The 21,402-nt window shown below is 43.2% G+C and carries 12 protein-coding genes; 10 read left to right on the top strand and 2 right to left on the bottom strand.

All coding sequences use genetic code 11. From position 1 onward, the window contains the following. Window positions 1–79 precede the first annotated feature (79 nt). On the top strand, window positions 80–1,489 hold the full coding sequence (locus ABXS70_RS10925; protein ID WP_342551201.1) for a glycoside-pentoside-hexuronide (GPH):cation symporter: 1,410 nt from the start codon (window positions 80–82) through the stop codon (window positions 1,487–1,489). Window positions 1,490–1,599: 110 nt separating this feature from the next. On the opposite strand, the gene ABXS70_RS10920 is transcribed toward ABXS70_RS10925, so the two are convergent. After that, the gene (locus ABXS70_RS10920; protein ID WP_366295751.1) at window positions 1,600–2,805 is read right to left on the bottom strand and encodes a helix-turn-helix domain-containing protein; all 1,206 of its coding nucleotides are present in this window, start codon (window positions 2,803–2,805) and stop codon (window positions 1,600–1,602) included. A gap of 200 nt (window positions 2,806–3,005) precedes the next feature. Here ABXS70_RS10920 and ABXS70_RS10915 point away from each other — a divergent pair, with 200 nt between their 5' ends. From ABXS70_RS10915 to ABXS70_RS10890, 6 genes are all read left to right on the top strand, one after another. Further along, window positions 3,006–5,462 (top strand): glycoside hydrolase family 3 C-terminal domain-containing protein, encoded by a 2,457-nt coding sequence (locus ABXS70_RS10915; protein ID WP_366295749.1) that lies wholly within the window; start codon window positions 3,006–3,008, stop codon window positions 5,460–5,462. 37 nt (window positions 5,463–5,499) lie between these two features. Continuing rightward, window positions 5,500–7,035, top strand: coding sequence for an NAD(P)-dependent oxidoreductase (locus ABXS70_RS10910; RefSeq protein ID WP_342551204.1), 1,536 nt, complete (start codon window positions 5,500–5,502; stop codon window positions 7,033–7,035). A 27-nt stretch (window positions 7,036–7,062) separates the two neighbouring features. After that, window positions 7,063–9,660, top strand: a complete 2,598-nt coding sequence (locus tag ABXS70_RS10905; RefSeq protein WP_366295747.1) for a family 78 glycoside hydrolase catalytic domain — start codon at window positions 7,063–7,065, stop codon at window positions 9,658–9,660. Window positions 9,661–9,918: 258 nt separating this feature from the next. Continuing rightward, window positions 9,919–10,776, top strand: coding sequence for an ABC transporter permease subunit (locus tag ABXS70_RS10900; protein ID WP_342556344.1), 858 nt, complete (start codon window positions 9,919–9,921; stop codon window positions 10,774–10,776). A 143-nt stretch (window positions 10,777–10,919) separates the two neighbouring features. Beyond that, window positions 10,920–11,663: a carbohydrate ABC transporter permease gene (locus ABXS70_RS10895; protein ID WP_342551206.1), complete on the top strand. Its 744-nt coding sequence runs from the start codon at window positions 10,920–10,922 to the stop codon at window positions 11,661–11,663. 19 nt (window positions 11,664–11,682) lie between these two features. Further along, the gene (locus tag ABXS70_RS10890) at window positions 11,683–13,389 is read left to right on the top strand and encodes a sugar ABC transporter (RefSeq protein ID WP_366295745.1); all 1,707 of its coding nucleotides are present in this window, start codon (window positions 11,683–11,685) and stop codon (window positions 13,387–13,389) included. Between the two features lie 100 nt (window positions 13,390–13,489). Here the strand turns inward: ABXS70_RS10890 and ABXS70_RS10885 are convergent, their stop codons facing one another. Beyond that, the gene (locus tag ABXS70_RS10885; RefSeq protein ID WP_366295743.1) at window positions 13,490–15,172 is read right to left on the bottom strand and encodes a histidine kinase; all 1,683 of its coding nucleotides are present in this window, start codon (window positions 15,170–15,172) and stop codon (window positions 13,490–13,492) included. A gap of 180 nt (window positions 15,173–15,352) precedes the next feature. Here ABXS70_RS10885 and ABXS70_RS10880 point away from each other — a divergent pair, with 180 nt between their 5' ends. From ABXS70_RS10880 to ABXS70_RS10870, 3 genes are all read left to right on the top strand, one after another. Next, entirely contained in the window at window positions 15,353–17,002 is a 1,650-nt protein-coding gene (locus ABXS70_RS10880; protein WP_366295741.1) for a hypothetical protein, read from the top strand. A gap of 52 nt (window positions 17,003–17,054) precedes the next feature. Further along, complete coding sequence (locus tag ABXS70_RS10875) at window positions 17,055–19,895, top strand: family 78 glycoside hydrolase catalytic domain (protein WP_366295739.1); 2,841 nt, start codon at window positions 17,055–17,057, stop codon at window positions 19,893–19,895. Window positions 19,896–20,103: 208 nt separating this feature from the next. Next, window positions 20,104–21,093 (top strand): alpha/beta hydrolase, encoded by a 990-nt coding sequence (locus tag ABXS70_RS10870; RefSeq protein ID WP_366295737.1) that lies wholly within the window; start codon window positions 20,104–20,106, stop codon window positions 21,091–21,093. Window positions 21,094–21,402 lie beyond the last annotated feature (309 nt).

Below are 21,402 nucleotides of genomic sequence, written 5' to 3'. Positions count from 1 at the left end.
CAAACAGTTATTAAAATAAAGTTATAAGATAAAGAACTCAATTGAGCATTAAAACAACTAGATACCGGAGGGAAACAGTATGGGAACCATAGTAAATGAACAACCCATTGTAACCGAGAACGTTAAGCCCAAACAACCTGAACGAGAAATTCCCACACGCAGATTACTTGGAGATTCCATGGGGCAATTTGGTCTTAACATCTCCAGCGGCTTGCTTGGATTAATTACGTATTATTATACCGATGTAGTCGGTGTATCCGCTGCAATTGTCGGTACAGTGCTGCTGTTAACTAAAATATTGGATGCGTTTGCAGACGTTGGTATGGGAGTGCTTGTTGACCGCACCAAGTCAAAATACGGGCAGGCTCGTCCATGGCTTCGATGGATGACCATCCCGATGTTCGTCTCGCTGCTGCTCGTATTTTCTGTTCCAGATATCAGTCCAACTGGTAAAATAATATATGCTGTTGTGACCAATCTTATTTTTTATATTCTTGTGTATACACCAACATCTATTCCGTATTCCAGCCTAATGGCACTAACGACACGTAACAACTATGAACGATCATTGATGGGGATTTTCCGCTCCGCAGGAGGATATTTGTCCGGTATGATTGTTGCCATTGCTTTCATTCCGGTGGTAACAGCTATGGGGGGAGGACGCAAGGAATGGACGATCTTAGCCGGTGTATTTGCTGCCGTTGCTGCCATCGGTATTTTCGTCGCCTTTTTATCCAACAAAGAAAAATATAATAATGTGCAGCTGGATGAACTTGGTTTTTTCCAGGATAAAGTTCCGCTGTCACAAGGTCTTAAAATGTTGTTTGCTAATAAGTACTGGGTTCAAATCCTCATCGTGATGACAGTTGTAAACATCCTGTTTGCTCTTAACGTAGCTGCAGGGAGCTACTTTGCCAAATACATTTGGGGAAATGTCAGCCTGGTTGGTTTGATGGGGGCGATCGGTCTGATACCCGTTATTATTGGATTCGCACTCTCTGGACCGTTCATCAAACGTTTTGGGAAACGCAATACGGCCTTGGGCGGCATTATTATAGCTCTAATCGCAGCTGCGATTAGACTGATCTCACCGGAAAGCATTATTCTGGGACTGGTCTGCTCCATCTTTCAGGCTCTAGGTACGATTCCACTTATGGCCGTTGGTACAGCTCTGACAACGGATACGATTGAATACGGGGAATGGAAGTTCAATAAACGTCTGGTTGGATTGACCAATAGTGTTATCGCATTTGGTTCCAAAGTAGGAACAGCAGTCGGAACCGCTATGATCGGTTGGCTGCTTGCATTAGGAGGATATGTGGAGCAGGCTTCCGAGCAGGGAGCAGGAGCTAAACAAGCGATTATTGCCCTGAACATTTACGTGCCCATAGTCATTTTGATTATTCTTGCTGCAGCCTTGTATAAATATAAACTTGATAAAGAATATCCTAAGATCATTCAAGAATTAGACGCCAGAAAACAGTCCTGATTCATTAGAAAAAGAAGCTCTCCCATAAGGGAAAGCTTCTTTTTGTTGACCGTTTTAAATACGTTCTGTTAGAAGATAAACTCTACTGGCTCAAGACACTTAATTCAATATTAGGACCATTTATTCTGGCGCACACCATGGCTGCTCTGTTGCCTGAAGTGAGCAGGTGTAATATTTAATGATTTTTTGAAGACGGTCTGAAAGTGACTTTGACTGGAGAAACAAAGATAGTTGCTAATTTCGCTAATGGGTTTGTTCGTATAAACAAGCAAATTTTGAGCTTCCTTTAGCTTGCAATCCATAATAAATTGATGCAGGCTTTTGCCGATTTTTTTTTTGAAAGTGGTCGATAGATACGTACGACTGTAACCAAAATGTTTTGCCACATGATCAACGGTCAAATTCTGATGCACGTTATTATAAATATATTGAATCAAACTTCGCATACTTACGTCATCTGCTATATCATACCTTGCGGCTTGGACTCTCCTAGCAAAATTAAACAATGCCTCTTTCATGAAATTTTGAATGGATTCAGGCGTCGATAATTGTTCAATCTCTTGGAGATAGAGATCGGATAACTGAAAAGCAACTTCTGTATCTAATTGCCCCCGAATGGCTGCTCGCGTAGCCAGGGCAATCGCGACAATCGATGTATTTTTCGTCTGACGAATGGTGTCCCCAGCGGTCATACCCTCATGAACCATAAAAGGCCGTTCCAAAAACTGTTTAAGGCCAACTTCATTACCGTTCTCAATGTAATAACACATCTGGTTTTCAATCTCGTAGGAATTGTTAAAATATAAGTTTTCTTTATTCTCGTAAATTCGTTTTGTTTGCTCGTTGTTAATTTCCTTCATCGAATTCATTTGAAGTAAGTCCAAGTAACTCATCTCTTGGCCGTTCACAAAATAATGAATGGTCACAAGATGATTTAGAAATTGCTGCAGCGGCATTGGAGTGATCTGCTTTAGAAAACTTTCGAAGTTTGCTTCATCTTGACCGGAAACGACAAAGGCTTTTTTAGCGATACGCAGTGTGTCTTTCAAATAAGGTGTTTGACTGACGGGTCCGACAAGAATAACATGGCCCGGAAGGGAACTGACTTTGATCGCACCATAATAAGCAAAGAAGGAAGTAGATAAATATGCGACCTCTTCGTGTGAAAGCAAAAGTTGGGATAAATACTCAAGTGGCGGATAAGTTAATTCGCTCTGAGCAGGATGACTAAATGTATGGTGCTGCTGGTTATACAAATATGTCGGAATCAACGTAGACTGGTAGAGAAATTTCAATGTTTTTTGTATGCTGTTCAACAAAATCTCCTCCGGGTTAAACAAATGGTTGAAGTGCGAGCATTCTAATCATTATTTTCAAAAATATCAAACTCGTCTAAGGCAGTCAATATATTTAAAGAACAAATCTGAAATTTACATTACATATATGAAAGATAGCATTTCCATAATGGAATACAATAAATCTTAACTAATGCATCCGGAGCGAAGGGAGAAGGATCATGCAGACCGTTAATGAACTAATTCAACGTATGACGGTAGAAGAAAAAGCGGCTTTAATGGCTGGTGTGGATTTTTGGAAAACAAATTCTATTCCGAGATTATCCATACCATCTATATATATGACGGATGGGCCTTGCGGCTTGCGTAAACAAGGAGAAAAGGCAGACCATCTCGGTCTAAACAACAGCGAGCAGACAACATCATTTCCCACAGGAGTTACGCTTGCTGCCAGCTGGAACCGGGATAATATTCGTAAGATGGGTGCAGCTATAGCGAAGGAGTGTCACCATTTCGGGGTTAATCTTCTCCTTGGTCCTGCTGTTAACATTAAAAGAAATCCCAAGTGCGGCAGAAACTTCGAATATTTCTCTGAAGACCCTTACCTCTCGGGAATTCTTGGCAGCGCTTTTGTCGAGGGTGTTCAAAATGAAGGGATTGGAGTCTCCCTGAAACATTTCGCTGTAAACAACAACGAAAATTATCGTTTTATGGGAGATTCTGTATTGGATGAGCGTGCATTACGTGAGATCTATCTCAGAGCATTTGAACGAATTGTCAAAAACACAAAGCCAGTAACTGTAATGAGTGCATACAACAAGATTAATGGTGTCTTCTGTTCCGAAAATCACAGACTATTAACTGAAATTCTAAGAGAAGAATGGGGTTTTGATGGTGCGGTTATCAGTGACTGGGGTGCAGTATCTGATCGGGTAGATGGCATTAAGGCGGGAATGGATCTGGAGATGCCAGGTGATTACGAATATTTTAGAAAGTCAATTATAGATACAGTTCATAGTGGTGAATTACCAATTTCTGCGCTGGATCAGTCGGTGAGCAATATTTTGAAGCTGATTCAGCGTACACACGATATTCAGTACGGCCTTGCATATGACAGAGAAGAACATCATAACCTGTCAGGTGAAATCGCAGCCGATAGTGCTGTCCTTATGAAAAACGATGGCATCCTGCCATTAGATTCGTCCCAAAACTATGTTGTCATCGGTGAATTGTTTGAGAAGATGCGTTTTCAGGGGGCCGGAAGCTCTTTGATCAACCCAAGCAAGCTTACTTCTCCAAAAACTGCTTTTGATCAACGCGGCATCCGCTACGATTATGCAAGTGGCTACAGAGAGTCCGAGTTTGAATCAGAACCGGAATATGTTAATTCAGCTATGGCAAAGGCACAGTCAGCGGATGTTGTTCTATTCTTCGCAGGACAAACCGATTATACAGAAAGTGAAGGGTATGACCGGGAGTCGATGACATTACCTGATAATCAACTTGCTCTTCTGCGCAAGCTGGTCCAGCTGAACAAAAAAATTGTTCTTGTATTATTTGGGGGTTCACCTGTCGAATTGCCTTTTGAAGATGAGGTTCATGCGATCTTGAATATGTACTTGCCTGGCCAAGCAGGAGGAGAAGCTGCGGCTCAACTCCTTTTCGGAGAAAAAAATCCTTCCGGGAAACTGGCGGAGACATGGATGAAAAGTTATACAGATGTACCCTTTGGTGAACAGTTTGTGCAGCAGAAGTCCGAGCTTTACAAGGAATCTATTTACGTAGGCTATCGCTATTATGATTTTTTGCAGGGAGAGGGTGTGCGTTATCCATTTGGTCATGGACTTAGCTATACACAGTTTGCTTATGAATCGCTGCAAGTCCGGCAAGATTCAGAAACGTTCATCGTCACATGTGAAATCTCGAATACAGGGCAGATGGAGGGTGGAGAAATCATACAGGTGTATGTTGCAAACCCAACCTCAGATGTGTTTAAGCCTACCAAGGAACTTCGTGCTTTTGGCAAAGTATATTTGAAGCCAGGTGAGAAAAAGCAAGTAAAAATGAGCTTTACCCTAAGCGACCTCGCTTACTATCATGTGGACCGGAAAGAGTGGGTTGTAGAAAATGGGGATTATCAGGTCTTGATTGCTGCTTCAGCAACCGATATTCGGTTGTCAGCCAGCCTGTCTATCACCAGCCAACCTGACATTGCAAGCCCGTATTCTCGCGAACAATTAAAGCATTACTTCTCTCCACATTTGTTATCTCAAGTGAGTATGGAAGAATTCGAAGTTCTACTTGGGAGGAAAGTAACGAGATCATCTAATAAGGAATCAACGAAATATACTCTGGATTCCAGATTGGATGAATTGCGGGAATCCTTTATAGGGAATTTATTTTATACATTCGTTATCGGTATTGGCAAAAAACAGTTTAATCGATCACAAAAGATGCCTGAAGGTCCCGAGCGGGATATGCAGCGCAAAAATGGCATGTTTCTGATGAAAATGATGCCGAATAACAGCATTCGTTCCATGTCCGTGTCCAGTACAGGCCGTTTTGGCTACCATATCGCAGCAGGGCTGATTGACTTGCTGAATGGTCAGATCATGCAAGGCATCAAACGCATGCTTCGAAAAGAACGTTTGTCCCCTCTGCCGAAGGACCAGAAGTGACTACACCTTAAACCACGAACATACAGGAGGAAACAACATGAGTCAGCGCATGATCAGCAAAAAACGTGTTTTTATTACTGGTGCATCCGGTGGCATGGGGCAGGAAAGCTTGAAAAGAATGATCAAAGACAGCCATTTGTATGACATTGTTACTTTGTGTCTGGATACGGAAAAGGATCGTAAGGCCCTGGAGCCGTATCAAGAGTTGAAAGAAGTAACCATAAAGTATGGAGACATACTGGATTATGAAAAGGTGCTTGAATGTGTCAAAGACGTAGATTTGATTCTTCACATTGCTGCATTTGTGTCACCTGCTGCAGATTATTTCCCCAAGAAAGCTATGGAAATTAATTACGGTGCCGTCAAAAATCTGGTGAGTGCTATATACGAACATGGCCAAGAGGAACATACCAAGCTGGTGTTTATCGGAACCATCGCAGAAACCGGCGATCGCATGCCACCTATCCATTGGGGACGCGTAGGTGATCCCCTTAAACCAAGCATGTTTGACTATTATGCCGTTTCTAAAATTGCAGCCGAGCGTCTTGTGATTGAATCCGGGCTCAAATACTGGGTAAGCCTGCGTCAAACCGGAATTATGGGACCCGCCATGAGTAAAATTATGGATGCGATTATGTTTCACAACTGTCTGGACAACGTCCTGGAGTATGTATCAGACCGTGACTCTGGCAGAATGATGGAGAATTTGTGCAATTATGAGTTTACAGGCAAGCTGCCCGAGGATTTCTGGTGTCATGTTTACAATATAGGAGGCGGGGAATCCTGCCGTGTCAGTACCTATGAGATGTACCAAAAACTATACGGGGCAATTGGTTTCAAAAACCTTGACCATGTGATTAATCCGAAATGGTATGCCACTCGTAATTTTCACGGACAGTATTACCTCGATTCGGACAAGCTAAACGATTATTTGCATTTCCGTCAGGACGGGATGGATTATTTTTATCATTGTTACCTTGAAAATCTGGGTTCTCAGGCAACGGCAGCGAAAATCTTGTGTAAACTTCCGTTTGGAGAACGAATCATGGGAACCGTCATGAAAAAAATGTTTGAAAAACCGGCCAGAACGGAACATGGCACACTGCGGTTTATTGAAGAAAATGTGGAAGACCACATTGATGCGTATTGGGGCAGTAAAGAGGCATGGAACAACATACCTGATAAATTAAGCGAGTTCCAGCATTTCAAAGATTGGAACACCGTAGTTCATATTGATCATGGATATGATGACACCAAACCTGAGCGGGATCTCGAAATTGATGATGTGAAGTCGGCCGCAGCATTTCGGGGAGGACAATGTTTGTCTTCAGAGATGGAAAAAGGAAACTGGAGAAATAAGTTGAGTTTTACATGTGCATTTGGACATACATTCCAAGCCAGTCCGAAGCTGGTGCTGCATGCTGGTCATTGGTGCCCTGAATGTGAACGTGAGAGTTGGAATTATGCTGAACGTGCAAAAGTAGATCCATTTTTTGCTCAAGTATGGACTCCGTTACATGCTCCGAATGAGACCAGAGTTTATAAAAAAATAGTTTCTGAGCTGGATGTATAATATTTTGACAAGGCAGGAGAGGCCTCAATGTTAATGCTATCTTCCATCAAGATCAACGGATTGGAATCCGGCTGTATTACAGATCATGCACCCATGATTTCGTTTGCACTTTCTTCGGATCGAGCTGGAGAAAAGTTGCATGAAGCCATCATTGAAGTCGGTGACTGGCGTGTGACCACCTCAGATCAGATTAACAATCTTTACACGGGGCCGCTAAAACCGCATACGGAATATCATGTCAGGATCATAGCAACTGGAACCAGTGGAGAACAGGCAGAGCATTTTGCTTTATTCAAGACAGGCAGAATGGGTTCAAAATGGTCTGCTCAATGGATTACCGATATGTCTTACGATTTCCCTAAAAAGGTTTCTCCTGTACCTATGACATTTCGCCGTAACTTTGAACTCACACGGACGGTGACAAGGGCGTGGATCAACGTAACGGCGCTGGGGGTATATGAACTTACTCTGAATGGTGAAAAGGTGGGGAAAGATTATTTTGCTCCAGGGTTCACTTCATATGATCATCAGATCCAGTACCAGACCTATGATGTTACACATCAACTGAAATCATCGAACGCAGTCACAGCTGTAGTAGCGGGGGGATGGGCTGTCGGTTCATTCAATTATGTTCGTAAAAATAAAATTAGTGCTGATCGTCAAGCATTATTATTGGAACTGTACATCGAGTATACAGACGGTACATCAGATTTAATCGTTACTGATCCAACCTGGGAAGTTACTCTGAATGGAAACTATCGTATGGCAGAATGGTATGACGGTGAACATTATGATGCCACCATTGATCTTAACCATGTTCATTGGAAGCGGGTTGATATAACCCACCCTCGCAAAAAGCCGGCATTATTAGCCCAGTATGGTTTGCCCGTGCGTGTACAGGAAGAATTGAAACCGATATCCCGCACTATAGCACCGAGTGGTGAAATCATCTATGATTTTGGTCAAAACTTTGCAGGCGTTATCCAAGCCAAAATTGTGGGGAAACACAATCAAAAGGTTGTGTTTCGACACGCTGAAGTATTGGTTGATCAAGAACTATTCGTAAAATCTTTGCGTACCGCGAAGGCTGCTGCGACATATGTTTGTCTGGAAGGAGAGCAAACGTATTCACCTCGGTTGACTTATATGGGATTTCGTTATGTTGGTTTGACCGGGATAGATCCGGACCAGATTGAACTTTCGGCTTATGTACTACATTCTGATTTCAAGGAGATTGGTCATTTTTCATGTTCCAATCCACTCTTAACACAGCTTCAGAGTAACATCCGTTGGGGAGGACGCTCCAACTTTGTTGATATTCCAACAGACTGTCCGCAACGGGATGAACGTCAGGGATGGACAGGGGATATTGCTGTTTTTGCTTCAACGGCTTGTTTCAACTTCGACATGAGCCGATTCTTTGATAAATGGTTGATGGATATGCGAGCAGAGCAATCCAAAGGTGGCGGATTTCCTATGGTTATTCCCCGAGGTGGAGATCACTGGCCTGCAATGGCTAATTCATGTTGGGGAGACAGCAGTATTCTGGTCCCTTGGGCTGAATACTTGGCACGCGGCAATAAACAGGTTCTTGAAAAACAATATGTTTCCATGAAGAAATTTCTAAAAGCAGCGAAATGGTGGTCTTCTTTCCTAGCAGTCTCGCCTGCTGATCGTTATGTTTGGCGTTTCCCGTTCCATTTTGGTGACTGGGCTGCACCGGAAGGAGATGCCAAAGCATGGATTAAAAAAGGGAAATGGGTAGGCACCGCTTATTTCGCTAACTCGTGTGGCATTATGGCAAAGATCGCTTCCATTCTAGGGCACACCGAAGATGTATCCTATTACTACGATTTAAGAAAAAAAATTATCACCGCGTACCGGAACGTATTTACTGATAAACAGGGGAATATGAAAGAAGAATTTCAGACGGCCTATGTGCTCCCCCTTCATTTTGGCATGACGGAAGGTGAGGAAACAAAGCAAATGGTGAATAATTTGACTCGATTAATTCACGAAGCGGGAAATCACCTTACAACAGGCTTTACCGGAACCCCTTATCTACTGTTTGCCCTGTCTGACAATGGACAGCTTGACGCAGCATATGAACTGCTGTTACAGGAGGAATGTCCATCCTGGCTATACGAGGTGAAGGCTGGCGGGACAACGATCTGGGAGCGCTGGGATGCACTGAGACCTGATGGAACTGTAAATATTGAAGAACTAAGCGGCAATAAATCTGCAGAAGAATCGAATGGGGGAATGGTTTCCTTTAATCATTACGCGAATGGAGCTGTGGGCGATTGGCTTTATAAAAGGCTTGCAGGTTTGGAGTCCACCAGCGGCGGATATCAGACTTTCCGAGTCGCTCCTATGATTGGAGGAGGCATTACATGGGCTAAAGCTTCTACGATAACCCCTTATGGCCTGGCGAGTGTAGACTGGAAACGGGATGAACATCAATTCCATGTCGAGGTTACAGTCCCCGTTTCTACAACATGCTCTTTACACATGCCCAATGAAGAGATACACATTTTGACGAGTGGACAGCACAGCTTCCGATGCTCCTTGAATACAAATGCTCCTGTAAAAAAAAGTTATAAAGAGCAAATCGTTGTACATTAAGTTAGTCCAGAGAACGGTCTACGTAATGAAGTCGCCTGTATGGCGGCTTTTTTTACGATCAGCTTTTTCATCTATAAGTTAAGAAAACGCTATTCACCCTTTGTATTGCATTATATCCCGCAGACTTGTATGCGCTTACAATAAATCCATTAATACTATTCTACATCAGACATGAGGAGGTCTCATATGGAGTTGGCAGCCCCAAAAAAGGACAAAGTGAAAATCAATAGACGAGGAGATCGCTGGCAGCTCTACTTAATGTTAAGCCCCGCCGTGCTATTGGTTCTTGTATTTGTCTACATGCCCCTGGGCGGACTAGTCATGGCGTTTCAGGATTACAAACCTTATCTGGGGATAATGGGGTCCGAATGGGTAGGCATGGAACATTTCAAATTTCTATTTGAATATCCAGATAGCGTGCAGGTCATCTGGAATACACTTCGGATCGCGGTGTTAAAACTGGTTTTTGGTTTTATTTCGACGATGGGCTTTGCACTGCTGATTAATGAAGTCCGCCGCAAAGTATTAAGAAGTACTGTTCAAACATTTGTTTTTCTCCCACACTTTCTCTCATGGGTTGTTCTAGGCGGTATTTTTATTGAGCTGCTTAACCCGGACAGCGGTCTTGTTAATCAGGCACTGCAGGCATTAGGACTCAACCCCATCTTCTTTCTGGGTGATAACAACTGGTTTCTGTTTACAGTGGTATCGAGTGAAGTATGGAAAGAGTTCGGATATGGTTCCATCATTTTCCTCGCGGCCATAGTCGGAATCAATCCAGCACTGTATGAAGCAGCACAGATTGATGGAGCAGGCAAATGGAAACAGATGCTGCATATCACTTTGCCATCTCTAATTCCAACAATAGCTGTGGTACTAACACTTTCACTCAGTCAAATACTGAATGCAGGCTTTGATCAAATCTTTAATTTGTATAACCCTCTGGTGTATGAAAAAGGTGATATCATCGATACTTTTGTTTATCGGATCGGTCTGATTGATGGTAACTACAGCTTCTCTACTGCAATCGGTTTATTCAAATCCATTGTCAGCCTGATTTTAATTCTGGGTGCATACCGGATTGCCTACAAAGTAGCTGACTATAAAATTTTCTAAGGTGGGATTTTATGCAAGTGATGTCTACGCCTCAGCGCTGGTTTCAGACATTTAATAATGTACTCATGATATTACTAGCACTAATTTGTGTTGTACCATTGCTACATGTTGTTGCCATATCGCTAAGTTCAACAGAAGCCGTTATGGCAAACAGAGTTACTTTTTTCCCGATCGATATTACCTTTAACTCCTATCTGAAAGCACTTGAGAATCCCGCTTTCCTGCCAGCGATATGGATTTCAATACAGCGTACCGTGCTAAGCCTGGTGCTCGGACTTATGATCAACTGTATGGCAGCTTATGTGTTATCCAAAGGCGGCGGGAGGGACGGCATCGCTGGATACAAACTGTTTGTAAGTCTGTTTGTGGTTGCGATGTTGTTTAATGGCGGGCTAATTCCTACCTATCTGCTCGTCACCAAAATTGGCTTGTATAATTCCGTCTGGGCACTTGTGCTTCCAGGTTTGGTCAACGTATTTTATCTCGTTCTCATCATGAATTTTTTCAAAGCATTACCGAAGGAGATCGAAGAATCTGCTTTTATGGACGGAGCCAATCATTGGCAGGTGTTCTTCAATATGTTTCTGCCGCTATCCTTGCCTGTCCTTGCAACTGTAGGCCTATTTATGGTGGTGAACGATTGGAATGAATGGTTTGCGGGCTCCATTTATATGAGGGGAGACAATGTACCACTCAGTACGCTCCTCAAATCTCTAATTGCTGTACCGGTTGTCGATGCCAGCAATGTGAATGACATTGCGAAAATTAACAATCGCTCTATTCGGGCAGCTCAGGTCTTAATTGGGGCTATACCGATTTTGCTCATCTATCCTGTGCTTCAAAAGTTTTTTACAGCCGGGATTGTTATCGGTGCAGTAAAAGAATAATTCCATTGGGGGGAAAAGTATGAAAAAACAAAGAAAAATGATGTGGGGATGCCTGCTTCTTGCGATGAGCTTTAGTCTGTTAACCGCTTGCAGCAATAAAGAAGAGGCAGCCAAATCGAATGAGCCTGCAAAAGAAATTAAAATTGTGAATGGAAAAATCGAGCCTGCGGTATCGGTAACAATGGTGAGAAGCGAGGACCCTACAGTCAAATTCAAAAATGGTGAAAACTATATGGACAATGTTCATACCCGCTGGGCCAAAGATACGCTCGGCGTAGAAATGAAAACGTTATGGACATCCTCTGCGGTAGATTACGACACCAAATTGAAGCTAATGTTGTCTTCTGGAGACCAGATACCTGATCTGTTCGTCGCCAACTCAAGCCAATCCAACACGATCAATACTTTTATTGACTCAGGTAAATTGCTTGACGTAACAGAAGCATTCGACAAATACGCATCGGATACCTGGAAAGCAGCTCTCGCAGAGGAACCCACCGCTTGGTATCCTTTCATAAAAGATGGCAAAAAATTTGCCATACCGGTAGTTCGCCCTACAGCTGGAACCCAGTCTGTACTTTGGATCAGACAGGATTGGCTGGATAAGTTAAACCTTAAAGCACCAACCACATTGGATGAGCTGGAGAAGGTGATGGATGCTTTTGTGAATCAAGATCCTGATGGCAATGGAAAAAAGGACACTTTAGCTCTGGAACTCGCGATGAAAGATCAAGTAGTCGGCTCACCTATGGGTGATACTTCATGGTTCTTTGGAATGTTTGGAGCTATACCGGAACGCTGGTATCCAGACACGGATGGCAACCTCAAGTATGGGTCAATTCAACCAGAGATCAAGTCAGGTTTGAGCAAACTCAATGAGTGGATGAACAAGGGATACATTGCGAGTGACATTGCTCTGCACGATTTTAATAAAGTAGCTGAGAACGTTGCTTCTGGAAAAGTGGGTATGCTTGGAGGAGAAAACTGGATGATGGTTTATCCGGGCTCGATGCTTCTGGCATCTAACCCCAATGCGATTTACAATCCTTATCCGATTCCTGAGGGAGCAGATGGCAAAAATATGCGAACTATCGCGGAACCATATACGAGTGCGATCCTGATCAATAAAGATATTTCAGAAGAAGCTCTACAAGCGTTTTTCCATTATCAAAATGAATTGTATGAGGCATATAACTCGAATGATCCATTGCTATTCAAGGGTTTTCAGGATGGATACGATTATGTGATTGAGAATGGCAAAGCCGTTATGGATGAGAGTAAAATTACAGGTGGCAAAGTTTCAACGATGAAATATACGATTACTGGCTCGGACGCCGTATATCCTTCCAAAAGGTTGGAAGCCAATGTTAAAATGGCTAAAAACGAAACGTTGAGTAATCAAGAGTTAGCGGCATTGGCACCAACAGGCATTCTTGGCAATGACACATCTAATCCTCTGGAGGCTTTTTCTTCAAAAGCTTTGCTGATTGCAATGGATCAGAGTGATATCGATGTACCAGAGTATTTCTTAGGTCCTTCTACCAAAACGATGCTTTCCAGGCAGGAATTATTGACCAAAATGCAGATAGACTCCTATATTGAAATTATTTATGGCAAAAAGCCCGTTGATGAATTCGATTCTTTTGTTGCAAAGTGGAAATCATCTGGAGGAGATAACATCATCAAAGAAGTAAATGAGTGGTATGATACCGTGAAGCAACAATAGACCAGAGAAAAGGCACTTGGATTATAATAATCCAGGTGCCTTTGTTTTGGTGCGATTTATTGGTTAAACGTACGAGAGTCCATGAGGTCAGTTCCATAACTCACTCCGTGTTTTCACTTCGTTGAGGTTCAAGAGACCACTGTAACTGGACGCGCAGACCCCCAAGCGGGCTTTGCTCAAACTCGAGATGTGAGTTAACAGGATCATGTATTCTTAGGCGTTCCGAAATGTTCCAAAGCGCACATCCCACCGTATCGATCGGAGGTTTTGAGATCCTAGCCTTAAGCGCATGGATATCATTCGTACTCATTCCTTTCCCGTCATCATCTACCTTGATGCAGATCCCATGTTCAATTCGTTTTATTGAGACGTGTATGACGCCAGAATCACGCTTTGTTTCAATCCCATGAATGATACTGTTTTCCACCAAAGGCTGAATGAGCAGTTTCGGAATCGGCACAGTCTTTAATTCCTCTGGAAATTCAATCTGATAGGAGAGCCGATCCATGCGCAAGCTCTGAATTTTAAGATAGTTGCGTATGATCCCCATCTCTTTTTCCAGGGTTGTCATAGGTTCGTCCAATCGCGTCGTATACCTGAAATATTCGGCCAAATTTTGTGTCATGGCTGTCACCGCTTCCTCATTGCCCAATCTCGTCATATTGTTGATAAAGAAAAGGCAATTATACAGAAAATGAGGATTAATCTGAGCCTGCAGCTGCTTTAACACGGCTTCCCTTGCTACAATTTTCTCTTTATACACTTTTTCAATCAGATCCTCGATTTGCCCAGCCATATCATTAAATTGTCCATATAAAAAATCAAACTCGTTACTGCTCTCCCGCTGTATTCGATAAGAGAAGTCACCATGCTTCAAAAGTCGAACACCTTTCAATAAGGCGAGAATTGGAATCTGTACTTTACGGAAGAGAACCACAATGATCGTGATTCCTGCGATAAACAGCATGATACAAGAAGCATAGAACCAGATCTGAGTGAAACGAATGGGTTGTAAAGCCCTGTCAAGCGGCATGAAGTCAATTAAATACCATCCGAGCTGATGAGAGTATACATAGTTTACGATATACTTTTCTTCGTTTACAGACACGGTTTCAGAACCGGAGGTAGGTTGAAGATGTTTTGCGATCTCCTTTACAATATTAGATGTTACCGGACTGGCCTTCTTACGTGTGATGGAGTCCCCGTTAGTATTATAAAATACAGACTCATTCTCTCCCTGATGGGAGTTCTCTACAATATCTTCAAGATTACTTCGAGGGAACTCAAGTCGGATAATAGTCTGGGGCATCACTTTATATTTGTAGTATTTATCTGATGCTTTATCAAAATGCCAACCTGTATTATTGGAGTTAACGATAGGAGCTTTCATGCCCATCTCGGAAGAAATAATCCATTGTTTCAAAAGTGTAGAATAGATGGAGATTTTGTTGTTCCATCCTTCTGACAAACTTTGAAGATTGACTCTTGTAGCAATATTCTGAATTAATTGTACCTGTTCGTAGGAGCTCATCACATCAACCGAGCGTAACAAAGCAATGGAGTTGTCTGTTTCCATCGAGATGGATAACATGTTTAACCGGTCCAGGCTTTGATCCAGCGAATTCACTACAAATTGGACACGATTGAGATTATTCGTTTCAATATCCTTCTGCACCGTATCCACACTGGATTGAACAGAAAAGGTATACATGATAAGAACAGCAGCAAGCATAATAAACGTAATTGCTACCATACTCAGAAATGTTCTGTATTTCTCTCTCAATCTGAAATTCCCCCTGACAAGAACTAAATTCACCTTATTGTAGGCTTGCCAACTCTGAATTACAAGCCATTTAACTTACATATAGAAGTAAGGTTAATAATGAATTATGTAATGTTGATAAAGCGTTATTTAGACTCAACCACTGGCACGATATGATGATGATGAAGGAGCTTGATTCGTATGAACTGGAAACAAATTTATCTTTCTCTTTCATTCTTATGTCTGATCCTGCTCACTGCAGGATGTAGCCCTAAAACGCCACAACCTGAGCCCGATAAATCGGCAGTTGTGCTGACAACGGTCAATATGAATGACCCGACTACCGTATATAAAAACGGCGAAAATGTTGCAGATAATGTACATATCCGCTGGGCTTATAACACACTGGGTGTAAACATTCGTACAAAATGGAGTGCTCCAGTTGAAGACTATGATATGAAGCTTCGGCTAATGCTCTCTTCCGATGATGTATTACCTGATGTTTTTACGTCGAATGTGATGGATACGGTCAACACGTTTATGCTTTCAGGAAAACTCTTGGATGCAGGAGAAGCTTGGGAGCGTTATGCTTCGCCCACATGGAAAGCAGCAATGGCAGAGGTGCCAGAAGCCTGGGAGCCTTTCGAGATCAATGGAAAGCGTATGGCTATTCCGATCATTACGGAGCAAGCATCACAGTCTGTTCTCTGGATTCGCAAGGACTGGCTGAAGCACTTGAACCTCGAAGCTCCTAACAATCTGAAAGAACTGGAAACGGTCATGACTGCCTTTACCTATGACGACCCGGACGGAAATGGCATACAGGACACGTACGGTATTGATTTTGCAATTAAAGACCAGTACGTCGTCTCACCGATAGGGGATATCTCATGGGTATTCGGTGCATATGGAGCGATCCCGAGTATATGGAGCAAGAATGAAAAAGGCCAACTCGTGTATGGAAGTGTTCAGCCTCAGATCAAACAAGCGCTTGCGACATTAAAATCATGGAAGAGAAAAGGTTACATTGGAAATAACCTAGCACTTCAAGACTTTAGTCAAGTAAATCAAAACATCATTGATGGAAAAGTAGGGATAGTTGCTGGCCCCCGCTGGTTTGGTGACTATCCTTTCCAGCAACTAAAAGCCAAGGAGCCGTCAGCCGAGTTTGTACCTTATCCCATTCCTGCCGGGATGGACGGAACCGCGGCCCGCTTGAAAGGAAACTCATACAGTGGAGCATTGATGATTAATCGGCATATTTCAGAAGAAGCATTGCAGGCATTTTTCAGGTATCAGAACTATTTATACGAAGCAACAGTGACCAACGATCCTTTGTATCTCAGCGCTTATCAAAATGGTTACGATTATGTTCTAAACCCTGATGGATCCTTAGATAGCAACAGCAATGATATTCCTGGGGGGAAGGTGCAAACGTTTAAGTACACCCTCATGGGACAATACGCAAGTTACCCTTCCAGAATCAAAGCAGCTTTACTGAAAATGGGCCGAGGGAAGAATCTCAATTCACATGATCGCGCTGTTTTACTAAGTATGGGGGTTGATCCCAAGGATGAAATTCAATCCCCTATCATGCAGGCAGATGCTGTAGTGATGCAGCAGAGGCAGATTGATCGCAGCAATCTGTTTCAAGGTCCCCCGACCAAAACGATGCAAGCTCGAAACGCCTATTTGCAAAAAAATGAGCTGGAAACTTTTAACTCGATCATTTATGGAGAGGAGCCACTTGCTGCGTTTGATGAGTTTGTACAAAAGTGGATGAATTCCGGAGGAAGACAAATTACAAACGAAGTGAACGAGTGGTACCGCTCCACAGAGACTAGGCCATAACATTGAATCATTTACAGCTGAATTTCGCGAATCAACACAGGAGGTTACTTAGATGAAGATTACGAAGCTAAAAACAAATCATATCTCCAATCCGTTAGGATTTGAGATATCCAATCCAAGTTTTTCTTACATGGTTACGGATACTACGGCAACGAAACAAATTGCGGCACAGATCGAAATCGCTGTTGATGAATCTTTTTCACAGATCGTATTTAACAGCGGGCAGAAACAGGATATCGATTCACTTTCGTACTCACCAAACTTGAAATTAATTCCACGGACGCGATACTTCTGGAGAGTGACCGTGTGGAATGAACGTGGTGAACAAGCCGTTAGTGAAACTGCCTGGTTTGAAACAGCGAAAATGGATGAATCCTGGACGGCCATGTGGATTACACCTGATCTGGACAGGGATATTCATCCCGTGATGAAGAAAAGCTTCGAATTAAGAGGTCCGATTATTCAAGCAAGAGCCTACATTTGCGGTTTGGGCATCTATGAATTGGAATTAAACGGGGTCAAAGCAGGGGAGGAATATCTGACTCCGCATTATAATGCGTATCACAAATGGTTGCAATATCAGACATACGATATTACAGATTTGCTGCAGGAAGGAACAAATTCGGTAGATGTGCGACTGGGAAACGGGTGGTACAAGGGCCGTTTTGGTTTCGAAGGTGATACGACAGCCAATCTGTATGGTGATCATTTTGCTTTGTTGTCCGAATTCGTGATCACTTATGCCGATGGTACGGAAGAAGTCATTCCATCAGATACATCTTGGCACGCCACTCGCTCCCATGTCTTGGATGGCAATATCTATGATGGAGAAATTTACGATGCCACACTGGACGTAAGGGAAATTTATCCGGTTCGTGAAAGCGATCTGGGATACGATCGGCTTCAAGCCAGAAGAAGTCTCCCGGTAGTCATCAAGGAAACTTTGAAACCTGTATCTGTTCTGACCACACCAGCGGGTGAAACCGTGATTGATATGGGACAAAATATGGTCGGCTGGCTTCAATTCCGCACAACAGCACCCCGAGGAACCATGATCCGCTTGCAATACGGCGAAGTATTGCAGGAAGGAAACTTTTTCCGTGAAAACCTTCGGTCAGCCAAAGCGGAATACGTATATACAGCAAATGGTGAGGAAGCCGTTGTACGTCCATATTTCACCTTTTACGGCTTCCGCTATGTCAAGGTAGAAGGCTGGCCTGGAGAGCTGGATCTGAATGATTTTACAGGCTGTGTAGTTTACTCCGATATGGATCGTATTGGTTATCTGGAAACCAGTCACGCCGGTGTAAATCGTCTATTCCAAAATGCACTTTGGGGACAAAAGGGGAATTTCCTGGACACGCCTACAGATTGCCCTCAGCGGGATGAGCGCATGGGCTGGACTGGAGACGCACAGGTCTTCTCAGGCACGGCTAACTACAATATGGACACGTATGCCTTTTTTAATAAATATGGTTATGATTTGTGGATGGAGCAAGAGGATCGGGATGGAATGGTTCCGATGGTCGTTCCTGTGGGCCGAGTGCAGGGCGGTGGCTCAAGCGCTTGGGGAGATGCAGCAACAATTATTCCTTGGAATACGTATGTACATTCCGGAGATAAGGCTATCCTGGAGCAACAATTCGATAGCATGAAAGCATGGGTGGATTACATCAAACGTTCAGACGAAGAGTCCGGGGGATCTAGACTCTGGACAGTAGGTTTCCATTTTGGCGATTGGTTGGCACTAGATGGAGATAATCCCGATTCACCGATGGGCGGGACAGATAATTTCTTCATCGCTTCTGCATATTACGCGTACTCCTCGGACATCGTTGCCAAAGCTGCTAAGGTGTTAGGGCATGAGGAACTTGCTGCCTCCTACGAAAAGCTGGCCCAAGAAGTTAGAACAGCAATTCAAAATGAATTTTTCACAGCAAACGGGCGTTTGGCAGTGGATACCCAAACTGCATATGCGGTCGCCTTGTATATGGATCTCGTACCCGAACAGTATACAGCACGAATTGAGGAAGACCTCCGCATGCGTGTTCGCAAGGATCAAAATCATCTGAGAACCGGTTTTGTTGGAACGCCATATTTGAATCGTGTTCTGTCAGCACACGGAAGTAATGATGTGGCTTACACACTCTTGCTTAATGATGATTACCCTAGCTGGCTGTATGCCGTTAATTTAGGAGCTACAACGATCTGGGAACGGTGGAACTCCATCTTACCCGATGGGAAAATTAGTGAGAGCGGTATGAATTCGCTAAATCATTACGCATATGGTGCAATCGTGGAATGGATGTATCGTCACATGGCTGGCATCAATCCTTCTGAAGATCAGCCTGGTTTCCGTCATACCGTGCTTGCACCAATGCCAGACTTCCGAATTCAGTGGACAAAAGCCCACATTGATACAGCAGCTGGAGCTTACAGAAGTGAATGGAAGTTTGATGAGCATGGCAAATTATATTTGAGCTTCTCCGTTCCCTTTAATGCAACAGCAACAATTAAGCTGCCACGCGCAATTATTGACCAAGTCCTTATGAACGGGATTGCACTATCTGATGCCGGCCTGCCGGTATTACAGGGTGACCATGAAGTCTGTATTGAAGTAGCAAGCGGCAATTACGACTTTAATTATATGCCTTCTACTCCATACAAACAAACACTGAGTACACGTACACCTCTCAATGTGCTGCTTCGTAATGAAGAGAGTCGGAGTATGCTGCAAGAACTTTCACCTACGCTTGCCTCTCTGGACCCTTCAACCATCGGTCCTATGGGAGAAGCGAGCATACGCGATCTGTCCAGTTATCCTTCGTTTAACACACCAGAGGAAGAACTGGATGAGTTGGATCTCAAGTTGATGACGATTCAACTGGTTTAAATTCAAATCCCTTTGTTCATGGTTGGACACTTCGATGAACACTACAATTGAACCGCGATCTTGCGGTTTTTTTGTTTGAAATGATTTCTTCGGATTTCGCTATTTGATCTTTGTATCGCGTTATAGCAGGGCCAATCTCTGAAATCTACAATGGAAGTATCCCTTTTTCTTTGAAACCACACTTATAAAAAAGGAGACCTGCACGTGTATGAAAGTTCTATCGTATGACTTGAGCAATACAAATGTTACCCTGACTGGCTATCTGCTGGATTCATCACCCGAGATGCCAAATATGAAACAACGGCCTGCGGTACTTATCCTCCCGGGCGGAGGGTACAGAGCCTGCTCTGATCGAGAGGCTGAACCGATTGCTATGGCTTTTTTGGCCGAAGGATATCAGGCTTTTATTTTACGTTACTCGCTCAATCAAGATGCTGCGTTTCCACAACCTCTCAACGATGCAGAAGAGGCAATGAAGCTTATTCGCACACATAGTGCAGAGTGGGACATCCATCCGCAAAAAATTGCCGTCTGCGGTTTCTCCGCAGGTGGACATTTGGCTGCAGCACTAAGTACGATGGGTTCTGATCGTCCTGATGCTTTGATTCTTGGTTATCCTTGTATTCTCGAAGAAATGAGTGCGATTTTTCCGAATCCTGTCCCAGGTGTAGATCAGAAGGTGGACCATCTCACACCACCGACATTTATATTCCACACATTCGATGACAAGCTCGTTTCTGTGAGTAACTCCCTTGCTTTTGCTGATGCTTTGACTCGCCAAAACGTACCTTTTGAGATGCATATTTTTCCTACAGGTACTCATGGGCTGTCCCTTGCCCGTCCACAAACGTCAATGGGTCTGATCAGCATGGTGGAGCCCTCGGTTGCACAATGGTTTAGTTTATGTACAAACTGGATGACTCGTGTGTTCGGAGAATTTGCTGCAGATCTCGAACACTTACCTGAGGAAGAGGTATTGGAGTACAGTCTGGATGTAAAACTAGGGGCGTTATGGAAGAATGACAGCTGTAAAATGTTGATTCTTGCTGCTATGCCGGAGATTGGAGAGGAACCTCATCCGGATGCCATGGGAGTACCACTGGGTGTAATTATAGAATATGCAGGGGACGTATTAAACGAAGAAAAGATAATGCAACTGAATGATTCTCTGCGGCAAATTCCGGTAAATCATTCTTAGAAATTGCAGTAACAGCGAAATACATTCATCTAGGGAGGATCACATGACAAACTACAACGAGAACATCAAAATTTCGGAATTATTAAATAACGCGGAAGCAACTGCACTTCTTGCTAAACATCTGCCAGAGTTTATTAACGAACCTTCATTCAAAATGGCTTCCCATTTTACACTCGATCAACTTGCCGCTATTCCTCAGGTGGATTTGCCTGAAACGATTTTGGCTGCATTAAAAGCAGATCTCGCTAATGTAACTTTTGTAGAAGAAGAGACTTCAAAGGCAACTCAAGCAGTAAAGAAAAAATCAGA

It is taken from the genome of Paenibacillus sp. AN1007, assembly GCF_040702995.1.
Lineage (GTDB): Bacteria > Bacillota > Bacilli > Paenibacillales > Paenibacillaceae > Paenibacillus.
This window is presented reverse-complemented; position numbering and strand designations above follow the sequence as displayed.